At 63.3% G+C, this 15,299-nt stretch carries 14 protein-coding genes; 12 read left to right on the forward strand and 2 right to left on the reverse strand.

All coding sequences use genetic code 11. The annotated features are described in order from the left end of the window. The 12 genes from dnaA (at position 1) to ACCQ16_RS00060 (ending at position 13,978) form a co-directional block, all read left to right on the forward strand. Entirely contained in the window at positions 1-1,329 is a 1,329-nt protein-coding gene (gene dnaA / locus ACCQ16_RS00005) for a chromosomal replication initiator protein DnaA (protein WP_008572980.1), read from the forward strand. Positions 1,330-1,605: 276 nt separating this feature from the next. Further along, positions 1,606-2,706: a DNA polymerase III subunit beta gene (gene dnaN, locus ACCQ16_RS00010; RefSeq protein WP_005912436.1), complete on the forward strand. Its 1,101-nt coding sequence runs from the start codon at positions 1,606-1,608 to the stop codon at positions 2,704-2,706. A 1,050-nt stretch (positions 2,707-3,756) separates the two neighbouring features. After that, a complete protein-coding gene (recF, locus tag ACCQ16_RS00015; protein WP_277573424.1) occupies positions 3,757-4,863 on the forward strand; it encodes a DNA replication/repair protein RecF in 1,107 nt (368 codons plus the stop codon). Positions 4,864-4,977: 114 nt separating this feature from the next. After that, positions 4,978-7,422 carry a DNA topoisomerase (ATP-hydrolyzing) subunit B gene (gene gyrB / locus ACCQ16_RS00020; RefSeq protein WP_008572975.1) on the forward strand — a complete coding sequence of 815 codons (2,445 nt, stop codon included), beginning with the start codon at positions 4,978-4,980 and terminating at the stop codon, positions 7,420-7,422. A 68-nt stretch (positions 7,423-7,490) separates the two neighbouring features. Next, on the forward strand, positions 7,491-8,327 hold the full coding sequence (locus ACCQ16_RS00025; protein ID WP_031420453.1) for a CPBP family intramembrane glutamic endopeptidase: 837 nt from the start codon (positions 7,491-7,493) through the stop codon (positions 8,325-8,327). 183 nt (positions 8,328-8,510) lie between these two features. After that, positions 8,511-9,317 carry a M48 family metallopeptidase gene (locus ACCQ16_RS00030; protein WP_031420454.1) on the forward strand — a complete coding sequence of 269 codons (807 nt, stop codon included), beginning with the start codon at positions 8,511-8,513 and terminating at the stop codon, positions 9,315-9,317. 277 nt (positions 9,318-9,594) lie between these two features. Beyond that, positions 9,595-10,788, forward strand: coding sequence for a tetratricopeptide repeat protein (locus ACCQ16_RS00035; protein ID WP_008572970.1), 1,194 nt, complete (start codon positions 9,595-9,597; stop codon positions 10,786-10,788). Positions 10,789-10,941: 153 nt separating this feature from the next. After that, a complete protein-coding gene (locus tag ACCQ16_RS00040; protein ID WP_005912443.1) occupies positions 10,942-11,613 on the forward strand; it encodes an energy transducer TonB in 672 nt (223 codons plus the stop codon). 85 nt (positions 11,614-11,698) lie between these two features. Beyond that, entirely contained in the window at positions 11,699-12,460 is a 762-nt protein-coding gene (gene exbB, locus ACCQ16_RS00045) for a TonB-system energizer ExbB (RefSeq protein WP_005912445.1), read from the forward strand. A gap of 46 nt (positions 12,461-12,506) precedes the next feature. Continuing rightward, positions 12,507-12,929: an ExbD/TolR family protein gene (locus ACCQ16_RS00050; protein WP_005912447.1), complete on the forward strand. Its 423-nt coding sequence runs from the start codon at positions 12,507-12,509 to the stop codon at positions 12,927-12,929. A gap of 3 nt (positions 12,930-12,932) precedes the next feature. Next, the gene (locus ACCQ16_RS00055) at positions 12,933-13,346 is read left to right on the forward strand and encodes an ExbD/TolR family protein (RefSeq protein WP_005912449.1); all 414 of its coding nucleotides are present in this window, start codon (positions 12,933-12,935) and stop codon (positions 13,344-13,346) included. A gap of 251 nt (positions 13,347-13,597) precedes the next feature. Next, on the forward strand, positions 13,598-13,978 hold the full coding sequence (locus tag ACCQ16_RS00060) for an ExbD/TolR family protein (protein WP_029818092.1): 381 nt from the start codon (positions 13,598-13,600) through the stop codon (positions 13,976-13,978). Between the two features lie 268 nt (positions 13,979-14,246). On the opposite strand, the gene ACCQ16_RS00065 is transcribed toward ACCQ16_RS00060, so the two are convergent. Then, positions 14,247-15,014 carry a pyridoxine 5'-phosphate synthase gene (locus tag ACCQ16_RS00065; RefSeq protein WP_277573407.1) on the reverse strand — a complete coding sequence of 256 codons (768 nt, stop codon included), beginning with the start codon at positions 15,012-15,014 and terminating at the stop codon, positions 14,247-14,249. Positions 15,015-15,021: 7 nt separating this feature from the next. Beyond that, entirely contained in the window at positions 15,022-15,291 is a 270-nt protein-coding gene (locus ACCQ16_RS00070; protein WP_008572960.1) for a hypothetical protein, read from the reverse strand. Between the last annotated feature and the right edge of the window lie 8 nt (positions 15,292-15,299).

A 15,299-nucleotide genomic window follows, 5' to 3' on the forward strand; every position in this document is an offset into this window, starting at 1 on the left:
ATGGATGCTTGGCCCCGCTGTCTGGAACGTCTCGAAGCCGAATTCCCGCCCGAAGATGTCCACACCTGGTTGAAACCCCTGCAAGCCGAAGATCGCGGCGACAGCATCGTGCTGTACGCCCCGAACGCCTTCATCGTCGACCAGGTTCGCGAACGGTACCTGCCGCGCATCCGCGAATTGCTGGCGTATTTCGCCGGCAACGGCGAAGTCGCGCTGGCGGTCGGTTCGCGTCCACGTGCGCCTGAGCCGGCCCCCGCAGCGGCGGCGGTGCCAAGTGCGCCGCAGGCTGCGCCGATGGTGCCGTTCGCCGGCAACCTGGATTCGCATTACACCTTCGCCAACTTCGTCGAAGGCCGCAGCAACCAGCTGGGTCTGGCCGCCGCGATTCAGGCGGCGCAGAAGCCCGGCGACCGCGCGCACAACCCGTTGCTGCTGTACGGCAGCACCGGCCTGGGCAAGACCCACCTGATGTTCGCGGCCGGCAATGCGCTGCGTCAGGCCAATCCGGCCGCCAAGGTGATGTACCTGCGTTCGGAACAGTTCTTCAGCGCGATGATCCGGGCGCTGCAGGACAAGGCGATGGACCAGTTCAAGCGCCAGTTCCAGCAGATCGATGCGCTGCTGATCGACGACATCCAGTTCTTCGCCGGCAAGGACCGCACCCAGGAAGAGTTCTTCCACACCTTCAACGCGCTGTTCGATGGCCGCCAGCAGATCATCCTGACCTGCGACCGCTACCCGCGCGAAGTGGAGGGCCTGGAGCCGCGCCTGAAGTCGCGCCTGGCCTGGGGCCTGTCGGTGGCGATCGATCCGCCGGACTTCGAAACCCGCGCGGCCATCGTGCTGGCCAAGGCACGCGAGCGCGGCGCCGAGATTCCCGACGACGTGGCATTCCTGATCGCCAAGAAGATGCGCTCCAACGTGCGCGACCTGGAAGGCGCGCTCAACACCCTGGTGGCGCGCGCCAACTTCACCGGCCGCTCGATCACGGTGGAATTTGCCCAGGAGACGCTGCGCGATTTGCTGCGCGCCCAGCAACAGGCGATCGGCATTCCCAATATCCAGAAGACCGTGGCCGATTACTACGGCCTGCAGATGAAGGACCTGCTGTCCAAGCGGCGCACCCGCTCGCTGGCGCGCCCGCGCCAGGTGGCGATGGCGTTGGCCAAGGAGCTCACCGAGCACAGCCTGCCGGAGATCGGCGACGCGTTCGCCGGCCGCGACCACACCACCGTGCTGCATGCCTGCCGGCAGATCCGCACGTTGATGGAGGCCGACGGCAAGCTCCGCGAGGACTGGGAAAAGTTGATTCGCAAGCTCAGCGAGTAGGCCATCGGCTGCCATCGGCGCCAGGCTGGAAAAAAGCGTGGAAACGTTGGGGTCAAATGCGGGAGAATCTGTGGATAACGTTGCACCGCAGTCCGGCTGGAAAACTATCCACAGGTTTTCCGACCAGCTCAGGCGCACTAGTCCAACGCGTTTCAGATGCTGAAATGTCTTTGGAAACAAATAGTTACGGTGGTTATCCGCTGAAAACGGCCCTACCATCACCACCAAGCTTTTGATTTATTCCATATCTTTTAAAGTATAGGGGCACGGAACCACATGCGTTTTACACTGCAGCGCGAAGCCTTCCTCAAACCATTGGCACAAGTGGTCAATGTGGTCGAACGCCGTCAAACCCTGCCCGTCCTGGCCAACTTGCTGGTCCAGGTCAAGGACGGACAGGTCTCGTTGACCGGCACCGACCTGGAAGTGGAAATGATCTCGCGCACGCTGGTGGAGGACGCGCAGGACGGCGAAACCACGATTCCGGCGCGCAAGCTGTTCGACATCCTGCGCGCCCTGCCCGACGGCAGCCGCGTCACCATTTCGCAGACCGGCGACAAGGTCACCGTGCAGGCCGGGCGAAGCCGCTTCACCCTGGCGACCTTGCCGTCCAATGACTTCCCGTCCGTGGACGAGGTCGAGGCGACCGAGCGCGTCGTGGTGCCCGAAGCCGGGCTTAAGGAGCTGATCGAGCGCACCGCGTTCGCCATGGCCCAGCAGGACGTGCGCTACTACCTCAATGGCCTGTTGTTCGACCTGCGCGACGGCTTGCTGCGCTGCGTGGCCACCGACGGTCACCGTCTGGCACTGTGCGAGATGGAGCTGGAGAAAGCCGGCGGCGCCAAGCGCCAGATCATCGTGCCGCGCAAGGGCGTGACCGAGCTGCAGCGTTTGCTGGAAGGTGCCGATCGCGAGGTCGAGCTGGAAGTGGGACGTAGCCATATCCGCGTCAAGCGCGGCGACGTGACCTTTACGTCGAAGCTGATCGACGGGCGGTTCCCGGACTACGAGGCAGTGATTCCGATCGGTGCCGATCGTGAGGTCAAGGTGGATCGTGAAGCGCTGCGCGCGTCGCTACAGCGTGCCGCCATCCTGTCCAACGAGAAGTACCGCGGCGTCCGTGTGGAAGTGTCGCCGGGTCAGCTGAAGATCAGCGCGCATAACCCCGAGCAGGAAGAGGCGCAGGAAGAGATCGAGGCCGATACCAAGGTCGACGACCTGGCTATCGGCTTCAACGTCAACTATTTGCTCGATGCGCTGTCGGCATTGCGCGATGAGCACGTGGTGATCCAGCTGCGTGATGCCAATTCGTCTGCATTGGTGCGTGAGGCAAGCAGCGAGAAGTCGCGCCATGTGGTGATGCCATTGCGTCTCTAACGCTCCGTTCCACGTGGAACACACAAAAGCCCGGCAGATGCCGGGCTTTTTGTTTGCGCCATTCGGGGGCTTGTTGTGTATAAATAGGCATCGTGGCCAAGTCGTCTGTGGCGACCAAATGGGGCGTGGGCCGAGCTATGGCGCCTGTGCATGATCTGAAGGGATAAAGCGCTGACGTAAGCGTGGGAGCTATGCCGTCGATCCGATCGATGGACCAAACGCGCTCCGCGCGCTTGCCACGGCGTTCCTGTATTGGCTGGACATCGGCGCCAGGGTTGAGACTCGGTAAACATCGAGTTTCAGAATTCACATGGGACGGCCGCGGATCCAGCTCCGATTTGGTCAAACGTCAGGACAAGATTCACCGCGGCGCGTACGTGGACCCTCTACGGACTGTTGCCGTCGCCACGCATCTTCGCGTTACGTCTGCAGTGTCCCGAAAATTTGGACGGACCTGGCAACTGGGACTCAGCGAGATCCGAAAGTCTCAACGTGGCCGGAGCCGAGCCTGATTCATTCGCCCTGTCTTTGGCCGTCGAGCTGGCCTGGTCCGAGACACAGCGAAAGCAGGCAGAGAACAAGACATCTTCTCTCTCATGCGCCGTCGGGTTTGAAACTACGTTCGTTAAAACTGAACAAATTCAGCTAAGGTTGAATCAACTGATTTGCTATCGCCCCCTGTCGGCGAGATCTAGCGTTCAGCTGTTCAGCTCCCACCGTTTTTGACTTATACACATAGCGCTTTGCTTTTAAATCTATAAATAACTTAAGAGCTTTGTGGTGATGGTAGGCGCAGATTTCGCGTAAAAACACCTCAAGTGATTGTTCTTAAAGGAAATTAGCGGGTCGAAACCCTGTGTTTATCGACCTGTTTTACGGCTTACAAGCTGTGGATAAGCAAAAACACCGCCCTCGGCCCCTTTTTTATCCACATGTTATCCCCTGCCTATCCCGCCGTTGTTGCCGGCCACAACTGCGCGCGTTTCATGCCGATCCCGTATCCTTCGACCCGACCGGCATGCCGGATTACAGCCCAGAGCACACCGATCGATGCATGTAGTGCGGTTGTCCATTCATCGGCTTCGCCGGTTTCACACGGTCGAGCTTCATCCCTCCAGTACCTTGAATCTGCTGACCGGCGACAACGGTGCGGGGAAGACCAGCGTGCTCGAAGCGCTGCATCTGATGGCCTACGGCCGCAGCTTCCGCGGGCGCGTCCGTGACGGCCTGATCCAACAAGGCGCCAACGACCTTGAAGTTTTCGTGGAATGGAAAGAAGGCAACGGCGCTGCGGGCGAACGGACGCGTCGAGCCGGCCTGCGTCATAGCGGGCAGGAATGGACGGGACGTCTGGATGGTGAAGACGTGGCGCAGCTTGGCGCGCTTTGCGCTGCGCTGGCAGTGGTGACGTTCGAGCCCGGCAGCCACGTGCTGATCAGTGGCGGTGGCGAACCTCGCCGCCGCTTCCTGGATTGGGGCCTGTTCCACGTGGAACCCGATTTCCTCACCATGTGGCGCCGCTACGCCCGGGCGCTCAAGCAACGTAATGCGTTGCTGAAGCAGGGCGCGCAGCCACGCATGTTGGACGCCTGGGACCACGAACTCGCCGAATCCGGCGAGAGCCTGACGTCTCGGCGCACGCGCTACCTGGAACGCCTGCAGGAGCGGCTGGTTCCCGTGGCAGACGCGATCGCGCCCGCGCTGGGACTGTCTGCGCTGACGTTCGCTCCCGGCTGGAAGCGGCACGAGGTCTCGCTGGCAGACGCCCTGCTGCTTGCGCGCGAACGCGATCGCCAGAATGGCTACACCTCGCAAGGCCCGCACCGGGCAGATTGGGTGCCCAGCTTTCAGGCACTCCCTGGACGGGACGCGCTTTCCCGGGGACAGGCCAAGCTCACCGCCCTCGCCTGCCTGCTCGCACAGGCGGAGGACTTCGCCTACGAACGCGGCGAGTGGCCGGTCATCGCCCTGGATGATCTGGGCTCGGAGCTGGACCGGCACCATCAGGGGCGTGTGCTGCAGCGGCTCGCGTCCGCGCCGGCACAGGTGCTCATCACCGCAACCGAAACCCCGCCTGGCCTTGCAGATGCCGGCGCACTATTGCAGCAGTTCCACGTGGAACACGGCCACATTGCGCGACAGGCAGCGGCCCACTGAGCCGCGACGGCCGGCTCGTGCCGGCTGGTATAATTTGCTCGCTATCCCCCTTTTCCCACGGTGCGGAGCGGCTATCGCCGACTGCGCCCGTGTTGTGGAGCCAACGGCACGCGCATGACCGACGAACAAAACATCCCGCCAACACCCAACGGCACCTACGACTCCAGCAAGATCACCGTGCTGCGTGGCCTGGAGGCCGTCCGCAAGCGCCCCGGCATGTATATCGGCGACGTCCATGACGGCACCGGCCTGCATCACATGGTGTTCGAGGTGGTCGACAACTCGGTCGACGAAGCCCTGGCCGGGCATGCGGACGACATCGTGGTGAAGATCCTGGCCGATGGCTCGGTGGCGGTCTCCGACAACGGGCGCGGCGTGCCGGTCGACATCCACAAGGAAGAAGGCGTCTCGGCGGCCGAGGTGATCCTCACCGTGCTGCACGCCGGCGGCAAGTTCGACGACAACAGCTACAAGGTCTCCGGCGGCCTGCATGGCGTAGGCGTCTCGGTGGTCAACGCATTGTCCGAGCACTTGTGGCTGGATATCTGGCGCGACGGCTTCCACTACCAGCAGGAATACGCGCTGGGCGAGCCGCAGTACCCGCTCAAGCAGCTGGAAGCCTCGACCAAGCGCGGCACCACGCTGCGCTTCAAGCCGTCCGTGGCCATCTTCAGCGACGTCGAGTTCCATTACGACATCCTGGCGCGGCGCCTGCGCGAGCTGTCCTTCCTCAATTCCGGCGTCAAGATCACCTTGATCGACGAGCGCGGCGAAGGCCGTCGCGACGATTTCCATTACGAAGGCGGCATCCGCAGCTTCGTGGAGCATCTGGCGCAGTTGAAGTCGCCGCTGCACCCGAATGTGATCTCGGTGACCGGCGAGCACAACGGCATCATGGTGGACGTGGCCCTGCAATGGACCGACGCCTACCAGGAAACCATGTACTGCTTCACCAACAATATCCCGCAGAAGGACGGCGGCACCCACCTGGCCGGTTTCCGTGCGGCGCTGACGCGCGTGCTCAGCACCTACATCGAACAGAACGGCATCGCCAAGCAGGCCAAGGTCGCGCTGACCGGCGATGACATGCGCGAAGGCATGATCGCGGTGCTTTCGGTCAAGGTGCCCGACCCCAGCTTCTCTTCGCAGACCAAGGAAAAGCTGGTCAGCTCGGATGTGCGCCCGGCGGTGGAAAACGCCTTTGGTGCGCGCCTGCAGGAGTTCCTGCAGGAGAACCCGAACGAAGCCAAGGCCATCACCGGCAAGATCGTCGATGCCGCGCGCGCGCGCGAAGCCGCCCGCAAGGCGCGCGACCTGACCCGCCGCAAGGGTGCGCTGGACATCGCCGGCCTGCCGGGCAAGCTGGCCGACTGCCAGGAAAAGGACCCGGCGCTGTCGGAACTGTTCATCGTCGAGGGTGACTCGGCGGGCGGTTCGGCCAAGCAGGGACGCAACCGCAAGAACCAGGCCGTGCTGCCGCTGCGCGGCAAGATCCTCAATGTCGAACGCGCCCGCTTCGACCGCATGCTGGCCTCCGACCAGGTCGGCACGCTGATCACTGCGCTGGGCACCGGCATCGGCCGCGACGAGTACAACCCGGACAAGCTGCGCTACCACCGCATCATCCTGATGACCGACGCCGACGTGGACGGCTCGCACATCCGCACCCTGCTGCTGACCTTCTTCTACCGGCAGATGCCGGAGTTGATCGAGCGCGGCTACATCTACATCGGCCTGCCGCCGCTGTACAAGCTCAAGCAGGGCAAGAGCGAGCTGTATCTGAAGGACGACGCGGCGCTCAACGCCTACCTGGCCAGCAATGCGGTCGAGGGCGCGGCGCTGATTCCGGCCACCGACGAACCGCCGATCACCGGCGAAGCGCTGGAGAAATTGTTGATGCTGTTCACCAGCGCCAACGAAGCGATCGCGCGCAACGCACACCGCTACGACCCCGCCCTGCTCACCGCGCTGATCGACCTGCCGCCACTGGATGTGGAAAAACTGCAGGCCGAAGGCGACCAGCATCCGACCCTGGATGCACTGCAGGCAGTGCTCAACCGCGGCACCCTGGGTACCGCGCGCTACCAGTTGCGCTTCGACCCCGGCAGTGAGAACGCGCCTGCCACCCTGGTGGCCATCCGCCGCCACATGGGCGAAGAGTTCACCCAGGTGCTGCCGATGGGTGCGTTCGAAAGCGGCGAGCTGCGTCCGTTGCGTGAGGTCTCGCTGGCCTTGCACGACCTGGTGCGCGAAGGTGCCCAGATCGTGCGCGGCAACAAGAGTCACCCGATCACCAGCTTCGCGCAGGCCCATGCCTGGTTGCTGGACGAGGCCAAGAAGGGCCGCCAGGTGCAGCGCTTCAAGGGCCTGGGCGAAATGAATGCCGAGCAGCTGTGGGAAACCACGGTCAACCCCGATACGCGTCGCCTGTTGCAGGTGCGCATCGAGGACGCGGTGGCCGCCGACCAGATCTTCAGCACCTTGATGGGCGATGTGGTCGAGCCACGCCGCGACTTCATCGAGGACAACGCGCTGAAGGTGTCCAACCTGGATATCTGAGGCACCCGCATCGGCCGGCACGTCGCAACCGCGGCGTGGTGGCCGGTGCGGTGTTCGCAGGATTGATGATGCGCACCGATCTTCCACCGCCCCCGGCACCACGCACGGTTGCCGGCAAGCCGCCGCTGCTGCCCGTGCTCGTGGGTTTCTGGGTCGACGTGCTCATCGCCGCCGGCCTGCTGTTGACCCTCAGCGTGGCCGGCTTTGCGTTGTGGGGCGCAGTGCGTGGCTTTGGCCACGTACAGGCGGCCAAGGCGCAGGGGCTGACCCCCTCGCCCACCGAGGTCATGGCCGCCATTGGCCAACCCGGCGTGATGGTGCAGCTGCTCACCGCCTTGGTCAGCACGGCCACGCCGGCGCTGCTGTTGTACTACTGGCGCCGCCGCGCCACCGCTGCCGAACAGACCGCCTCGCGGGCTGCCGCGCGTCGCGCCTCCACCTGGGGCTGGACCGCGCTGGTCGCCGCCGCAGTGTTCCTGCTCAGCAACCTGGTCAGCGTGGCGGCTTCGGCGTTAGGCATCAAGCCGGTGCCCACCAACCTGCCGTTGATGGAAGACGCGCTCCAGCAGTGGCCGCTGGCACTGACGCTGTTTGCGGTGGTCATCGCGCCGGCTTACGAAGAACTGCTGTTTCGTCGCGTGCTGTTCGGGCGCCTGCTCGCTGCCGGCCGCCCCTGGCTGGGCATCGTGCTGAGCGGGGCGATTTTCGCGCTGGTGCACGAAGTACCCGGCATCAGCGGCAACGGCCCGGCCGCGATCGCGCAGCTGTGGCTGGTGTACGGCAGCATGGGCGCGGCGTTCGCATGGCTGTACTGGCGCACCGGTACGTTATGGGCGCCCATTGCCGCGCATGGCATCAACAACACCACGGCCCTGGCAGCGCTGTACTTTTTCGGGCTTGGCTGAGTCCACAAGCGGTCACATGCGAGAACCCAGCCGCAGCGGCGCGGCGCCTGGGCACCGAATGGATCCGCACGCTTTGGACAGCCGATCGCCCCGGCTGGGCACGCGTCATCGGCCGCACGGAACCGTTTGACGAAAAGTTAAGACGAGCCTGCCAGAATGCCCCCATGGTTCTAGGGGGATCGAATGAAAGCTAGGCTGTTGATCGTTGTTGCCGTGCTTGCACTGACGGCGTGTGCCACCACAACTTCGCCAACCGGCCGCCGACAGGTGGTGGGCGGGGTATCGCAACAGCAATTGGACCAGTTGGGCGCGCAATCCTTTGCGCAGACCAAGGCCAAGGAAAAAGTCAGCACCGATGGCAAGCAGAACGCCTACGTGCAGTGCGTGGTCAATGCGCTGGTGGCACAACTGCCGCCGCAATGGCGCGAAACCAAGTGGGAAACCGCGCTGTTCGTGGACAACGAAGCCAATGCCTTCGCCCTGCCCGGCGGCAAGGTCGGTGTCAACACGGGCATTTTCACTGTCGCCAAGACCCAGGATCAACTCGCCGCCGTGCTCGGGCATGAGATCGGCCATGTCATTTCGCGCCATCACGAAGAGCGCATCACCCGTCAGCTCGGCGCGCAGACGGGCCTGGGCATCATCGGCGCACTCGCCGGCGCTGCCTATGGCGACGGGGCGGCCAGCGCAGTCAATCAGGTCGGCGGTATGACTGCCCAGACAGTGTTCCTGCTGCCCGGCTCGCGTACCCAGGAAAGCGAAGCCGATGTGGTCGGCCAACGTCTGATGGCCCAGGCCGGCTTCGATCCGGCGCAGGCGGTGACGCTGTGGCAGAACATGATGGCCGCCAGCGGCAATCGCCAACCGCAGTGGCTGTCGACCCACCCCGACCCTGCCAACCGCATCCGCGAACTGCAGGCCGACGTTGCCCAGCTCGAACCGGTGTACCAGCAGGCCAGGCGGAGCGGGCGCGTGCCGCGTTGTGGCTAGTGCTGCTAACGACATCCGTGCGGCCGCCGTCAACCTGGACGAACACCGATTCGATGCGACGCTTGCTTGCCTCCCCTGGTGGCGTACGCGCCGCTACACCGGTCAAGGTCTGTTAGCGACGCTAAGACATCGGTTCCCTGCTTCTGATTGCCGCAACACAACATGGAAACCGTTTTCGGGAACTGAGACTTTCTGCTAAGTTTGCCGGCTCAGATTTTTCGTACAGCGCCCATTCCGCTTTTCGTACCGCCCGACGGCGGATCGTCCGAGGTGAAACATGAAACTGCTCAACCGCAAGCAAGCCCTGTTGTCCCTGTTCATCGCCGCGTCGCTGGGTGGGGCTGTCGTCACCGATGCGGTCGCGCAGTCGGACCGTTCCTCCGAACGCGCCAGCCGCAAATCCAAAAGCGGCAAGGCCGAGGAGCTGTACCCGCAGTCGACCCGCCAGGCACCGACGATCAAGCCGTCCTCCAAGTTGAGCAGCAAGCTGCAGAAGCTGATCGAAACCTTCAACAAGGGCGAGGACTACCAAGGCGTGCGCACCCAGGCCGATGAGATCCTGGCCAACAGCGCTGCCAACGACGCCGACAAGGCGCTGGCGGCCCAGCTGGCCGCGCAGGCTGCCTACAACCTGGACGACACCGCCGCTGCCAAGAAGTACCTGCAGCAGGCCATCGGCCTGAACGCGCTGGACAACAACGGCCAGTTCCAGTCGATGCTGATGCTGGCGCAGTTGCAGATGCAGGACGACCAGCAGGCCGAGGGTTTGGCCACGCTGGACAAATATCTGGAAGAGAGCAAGTCGCAGCGTCCGGAAGACCTGATCCTCAAGGGCCAGGCGCTGTACCAGACCGAGCGCTACAAGGAAGCCATTCCGGTGTTGAAGCAGGCCATCGCTGCCTCGCCCGAGCCCAAGGACAGCTGGAACCAGCTGCTGATGGCGTCCTACGCCGAAGCTGGCCAGACCGGAGAGGCCGTTGCGGCCGCCGAGGCGCTGGCCGCCAAGACGCCCAACGACAAAAAGGCGCAGCTCAACCTGGCCAACATGTACATGCAGGCCGACCAGATGGACAAGGCCGCAGGCGTGATGGACAAGCTGCGTGCCTCCGGCCAGTTGACCGAAGAAAAGGAATACAAGCAGTTGTATTCCATCTACGCCAACACCGAGAACAAAGAAAAGGACGTCATTGCCGTCATCAATGAGGGTATGCAAAAAGGCATCCTCAAGCCTGATTATCAGACATACCTTGCCCTGGCCCAGTCGTATTACTACAGCGACGATGTCCCGAAGGCGATCGAAAACTGGCAGAAGGCCGCACCGCTTTCCAAGGATGGCGAGACCTATTTGAATCTGGCCAAGGTGCTGCATTCGGAAGGTCGCATCCCCGAGGCCAAGCAGGCCGCACAGCAGGCGATCGCCAAGGGTGTTAAAAAACCCGAAGACGCCAAGAAGATCATCAACCTGAAGTAAAAAAAGAAAATAAACCCCCGAAATCCCTGTGTTTTTAGTGGTTACAGGACTCGGGATTGGTATAAGCTTGGGAGTTCCTGCGGTGTCAAAGCCGTCCGAAAACCTGGGGATCATCACAGTGATCCGGGCCCCCACTGAAAGAGCCATTGGCGCATGACGGAACAACTCGTTATCCACAGGCATGACTACGATGCCGGGAACCAGGGTCTGAGCTGGGCCCGCATTATCGGCATTGCTTTTGTAATTGCTTTGCACCTCACTGCACTGATGATGTTGCTGATCCCTGCAGTGGCGCCGAAGGCTCCGGCAGAGAAGGAGCGCACCACCATGGTCACCTTGGTGGATGCACCGCCTCCTCCCCCGCCGCCGCCGCCGCCGCCGCCGCCGGAAGACAAGCCGCCGCCGCCGGTCAAGAATCTGTCGCCGCCGAAGCCGTCACCGGTTCCGCCGCCGCCGGAAGCTCCGGTGGTCGACGTTCCCGAACCGCGTCCGAGCGATATCGTCACGCCGCCGAGCCCGCCGAGCCCGCCGGCTCCGCCGAGCGACATTGGCGCCAGCGTCGATATCTCGTCCAAGAACATGAACCCGCCGAAGTACCCGCCGGCTGCATTCCGTGCCGGTGTCCAAGGTGAGGTCATCCTGATCGTGGATGTGGATGCCAGCGGCAACGTGACCAACGTGTCGGTCGAAAAGTCCAGCCGCAACCGCGACCTTGACCGTGCCGCGATGGACGCAGCACGCAAGTGGAAGTTCAACGCTTCCACCGTCAACGGGCAGAAAGCCGCCGGACGTGTCCGCGTCCCGGTCAACTTTGCTCTGAACTGATCCCACGGGCCGGCTACGGTCGGCCCAGGATCCTGTCTTCCTTTCGCTCCACCCTTCATCACCACACACAACAAAGGTAAGCGTCATGCTGCAGGAATTCTTTATCGCCGCCGCTGCAGGGGGCTCCAATCCGTCGGCCGCTCTGTCGCAGATGGGCTTCGAGCACTTGATCACCGAAATGACCTCCAGCCCCGGCGACTTCGCCGTGTCCTGGGTCGTGTTGATCACCCTGATCGCCATGTCCGCTGCCTCCTGGTACTGGACTGTCATCAACATCTTCCGTGCCACCCGCTTGAAGAGCGCGGCTGACCGCGTCACCACCGCGTTCTGGGATGCCCCGAATGCACAGGACGCCATCCGCGCCATGGAAGAACAGCCGGCTTCCGAGCCGTTCTCGAAGATCGCGCTGGACGCCGCCCAGGCTGCTGCGCACCACCAGCGTGCCGAAGGCAGCACCGGTGGCCTGGGCGAGAGCCTGAGCCGTTCGGAGTTCGTCGACCGCGCCCTGCGTCAGGCCGTGACCCGCGAAAGCACCAAGCTGCAGTCGGGCATGACCCTGCTGGCCACCGTCGGTGCAACCGCACCGTTCGTCGGTCTGCTCGGTACCGTGTGGGGCATCTACGGCGCGCTGATCAAGATCGGTGCAACCGGTTCGGCCTCCATCGACGCCGTTGCCGGTCCGGTGGGTGAAGCGCTGATCATGACCGCGATCGGCCTGTTCGTCGCAATCCCGGCCGTGTTCGCGTTCAACTTCTTCTCCAAGGTCAACAGCTCGGTGATCGCCAAGTTCGACACCTTTGCCCACGACCTGCACGACTTCTTCGCCACCGGTTCGCGCGTTCGCTAATCCGGTCGTCAAGAACGCCTTCGCAACGATTTAGACGGAGCCCGTTATGGCCTTCAGTAGTGGAAACAGCGGTGGCCCGATGGCCGACATCAACGTGACGCCCCTCGTGGACGTCATGCTGGTGCTGCTGATCATCTTCATCATTACGGCACCGCTGATGTCCCATAAGGTCAAGGTGGAGCTGCCAGAGGCCAACTTGATCCAGAAGGAAGATGCGGAGAAACGCGCCGCGCCGATTACTCTGGCCGTCAAGGAAGACGGGTCGCTGTACTGGAACGACGAGCCGATTTCCAAGGAAGCCCTGGAGTCGCGCCTGTCCACCGCTGCACAGCAGACCCCGCAGCCGCCGCTCAACCTGCGTGGCGACCGCACGACCAAGATGCGTACGATCAACGAGATCACCAAGATCGCGCAGGGTCAGGGCATGCTGGACGTCGGTTTCGTTGCAACCAAAGTGAAGGGGCAGTAAGCCATGGCATTTAGTACTGGTGGAAGCCGTGGGCCGATGGCCGACATCAACGTCACGCCCCTCGTGGACGTGATGCTGGTGCTGCTGATCATCTTCATCGTCACCGCGCCGATCATGACCTACCCGATCGCCGTGGATCTGCCGCAGCGGGTGCTCAACCCGCCACCGCAGACGACCGAACCGCCGCCGCCGATCGAGTTGCGTATCGACGCCAGCAACCAGGTGTTCTGGAACAACAGCCCGACTCCGGTCGATGTGTTGCAACAGAAGATGGAAGAAGTGGTGCAGGCCGATCCGACCAATCAGCCGGAACTGCGCATCGATGCAAATCCGGATGCGGAGTACGAGGTGATGGCCAAGGTGCTGGCCGCTGCGAAGAACTCGCAGATGAAGAAAATCGGCTTCATGCAGCAGTAAACGTATCTGCAAGACCGCAACACAACAGTCATGACGCGACTGCAACGCCACCGGAAACGGTGGCGTTTTTTTATGTGTGCTTCGACCCAAGCGCGTTAATGGCAGCGCTTGTAGACCCTTCAGCGTCAAGCCCCCATTGCCGAGCCGATGCCGTGCCGCCAGCGCGCCCGTACCCGCGTCGAGTTGCCGGTGCAGGTCGCAGGTGTGTGCTCGGCCGTGCAGCACCCACGATCACAGCACGGGAGGCAGTCATGGCTTTCAGTACGACAGGGGATCGGGGACCGCTGGCGGAGATCAATGTCACGCCGCTGGTGGATGTCATGTTGGTGTTGTTGATTATCTTCATCGTCACCGCACCGATGGTGACGCGGACAATCGCGGTGGATCTGCCGCAGCACATTTCGCAAGTGACCACACGGCCGGAGCCGCCTGCACCAATCGCCTTGCGTGTGGATGCCGACGCACAGCTGTTCTGGAACGCCAACCCGGTGACCTTGCAGCAACTCCAGTCCAGGTTGATCGAGCAGATGCAGGCAACTGCAGGACATCAGCCGGAACTGCGCATCGCCGCCAGTGTGGACGCCGAGTATGCCGTGATGGCCAGCGTGCTGGCGGCAGCGAAGAACGCGTAAGTGCAGCGCATCGCCTTTGTGCAGTAGTGTTTCTGCAAGCGCGTATTGCGCTTGGCCACGTGCAGTGCATGCAACAACGCACGATGCGGTCGCCCAGGCGCCGCATCGCGGCTTCGGACGCGACAGGTATGGGGAGTTAATCGAGGTTGTTTCTCACCGGCAGCAGCTGGCCGCCGCTAACCAGGCGCTCGTCGTGATGTTCCTGCGTAGCATCCACTACGCGAACGTGGTTGTCGCCAACCCGGGCATCGATCATTTACCGATGGACTCAAGCGCCAACGTGGCTGCCACGCAGGATGCCGACGTACGCGCGCACGCTTGCATCCAATCCCTGGTACAAGGCCTCGCTGATCAAGGCGTGGCCGATGGATACTTCCAGCACCCCCGGCACAGCGGCGAGAAAATCGCCCAGGTTGGCTTGCGACAAATCGTGCCCGGCATTGATGCCCAGGCCTGCGGCACTGGCGCGCTGCGCGGCATCGGCGAACAGCGCCAACGTGGCATCGGCCTGGCCGCTGGCGTGCGCGTGCGCATAGGGGCCGGTGTACAACTCGATACGGTCCGCACCGAGCGCGGCTGCGCGGGCGATGTCCGGGTTACCCGCATCGACGAACAGGCTGACCCGGCTGCCCAGCTGCTTGAACGCGGTGATCAGCTCGGCGAGCTGCGCGGTGTCCTGCGCAAAATCGAAACCGTGATCGGAGGTCAGCTGCCCGTCGCCGTCCGGCACCAGAGTGATCTGCTGCGGGCGCGTGGCACGGCACAATTCCAGCAACCCCGGGTAGCCTGTGCGCGGCGGCGCGAAGGGGTTGCCTTCGATATTGAATTCCACCGCCTGCGCACGCGTGAGCGCACTGAGCGCCAGCACGTCGTCGGCGCGGATATGCCGCTGGTCCGGGCGCGGATGCACGGTGATGCCATGCGCGCCGGCGGCAATGCAGGCGCGTGCGGCCTGCACCACGTCCGGGTCGGTGCCGCCGCGCGAGTTGCGCAGGACTGCAATCTTGTTGACGTTGACGCTGAGCTGGGTGGTCATGCGGTGATCAGGCCTGCGGCTCGCTGTCACGTGCGGCGGCCAGGGCGGCCGACTTGCGTGCTTCTGCCAGCTCGCGCAGGCGGCGCAGCTCGGCCGGATCGATCATGCTGCTGGTATCGCGTTGGGTGTCGCCCATGCGCGAGGCGAACCAACCGCGCGTCCACAACAGCAGCAGCACCAACGCCACCAGCAGCGAGACCACCAGCAACCACACGTGCGGCGTGCTGAAAGCCAGCACCAGCGCACCCAGTGCCATAAGCAGAAACAGCCAGTGCATGACGCGCT

This window comes from Xanthomonas sp. NCPPB 1062 (genome assembly GCF_041481705.2).
GTDB classification, from domain to species: Bacteria; Pseudomonadota; Gammaproteobacteria; order Xanthomonadales; family Xanthomonadaceae; genus Xanthomonas; species Xanthomonas euvesicatoria.

Excerpts from the sequence above, each read along its gene's own strand:
- recF (WP_277573424.1), top strand. The coding sequence starts at position 3,757 with ATGCATGTAGTGCGGTTGTCCATTCATCGGCTTCGCCGGTTTCACACG.
- ACCQ16_RS00030 (WP_031420454.1), top strand. The coding sequence starts at position 8,511 with ATGAAAGCTAGGCTGTTGATCGTTGTTGCCGTGCTTGCACTGACGGCG.
- ACCQ16_RS00050 (WP_005912447.1), top strand. The coding sequence starts at position 12,507 with ATGGCCTTCAGTAGTGGAAACAGCGGTGGCCCGATGGCCGACATCAAC.
- gyrB (WP_008572975.1), top strand. The coding sequence starts at position 4,978 with ATGACCGACGAACAAAACATCCCGCCAACACCCAACGGCACCTACGAC.
- ACCQ16_RS00040 (WP_005912443.1), top strand. The coding sequence starts at position 10,942 with ATGACGGAACAACTCGTTATCCACAGGCATGACTACGATGCCGGGAAC.
- dnaN (WP_005912436.1), top strand. The coding sequence starts at position 1,606 with ATGCGTTTTACACTGCAGCGCGAAGCCTTCCTCAAACCATTGGCACAA.
- ACCQ16_RS00060 (WP_029818092.1), top strand. The coding sequence starts at position 13,598 with ATGGCTTTCAGTACGACAGGGGATCGGGGACCGCTGGCGGAGATCAAT.
- ACCQ16_RS00065 (WP_277573407.1), bottom strand. The coding sequence starts at position 15,014 with ATGACCACCCAGCTCAGCGTCAACGTCAACAAGATTGCAGTCCTGCGC.
- ACCQ16_RS00055 (WP_005912449.1), top strand. The coding sequence starts at position 12,933 with ATGGCATTTAGTACTGGTGGAAGCCGTGGGCCGATGGCCGACATCAAC.
- dnaA (WP_008572980.1), top strand. The coding sequence starts at position 1 with ATGGATGCTTGGCCCCGCTGTCTGGAACGTCTCGAAGCCGAATTCCCG.
- ACCQ16_RS00070 (WP_008572960.1), bottom strand. The coding sequence starts at position 15,291 with ATGCACTGGCTGTTTCTGCTTATGGCACTGGGTGCGCTGGTGCTGGCT.
- exbB (WP_005912445.1), top strand. The coding sequence starts at position 11,699 with ATGCTGCAGGAATTCTTTATCGCCGCCGCTGCAGGGGGCTCCAATCCG.
- ACCQ16_RS00035 (WP_008572970.1), top strand. The coding sequence starts at position 9,595 with ATGAAACTGCTCAACCGCAAGCAAGCCCTGTTGTCCCTGTTCATCGCC.
- ACCQ16_RS00025 (WP_031420453.1), top strand. The coding sequence starts at position 7,491 with ATGCGCACCGATCTTCCACCGCCCCCGGCACCACGCACGGTTGCCGGC.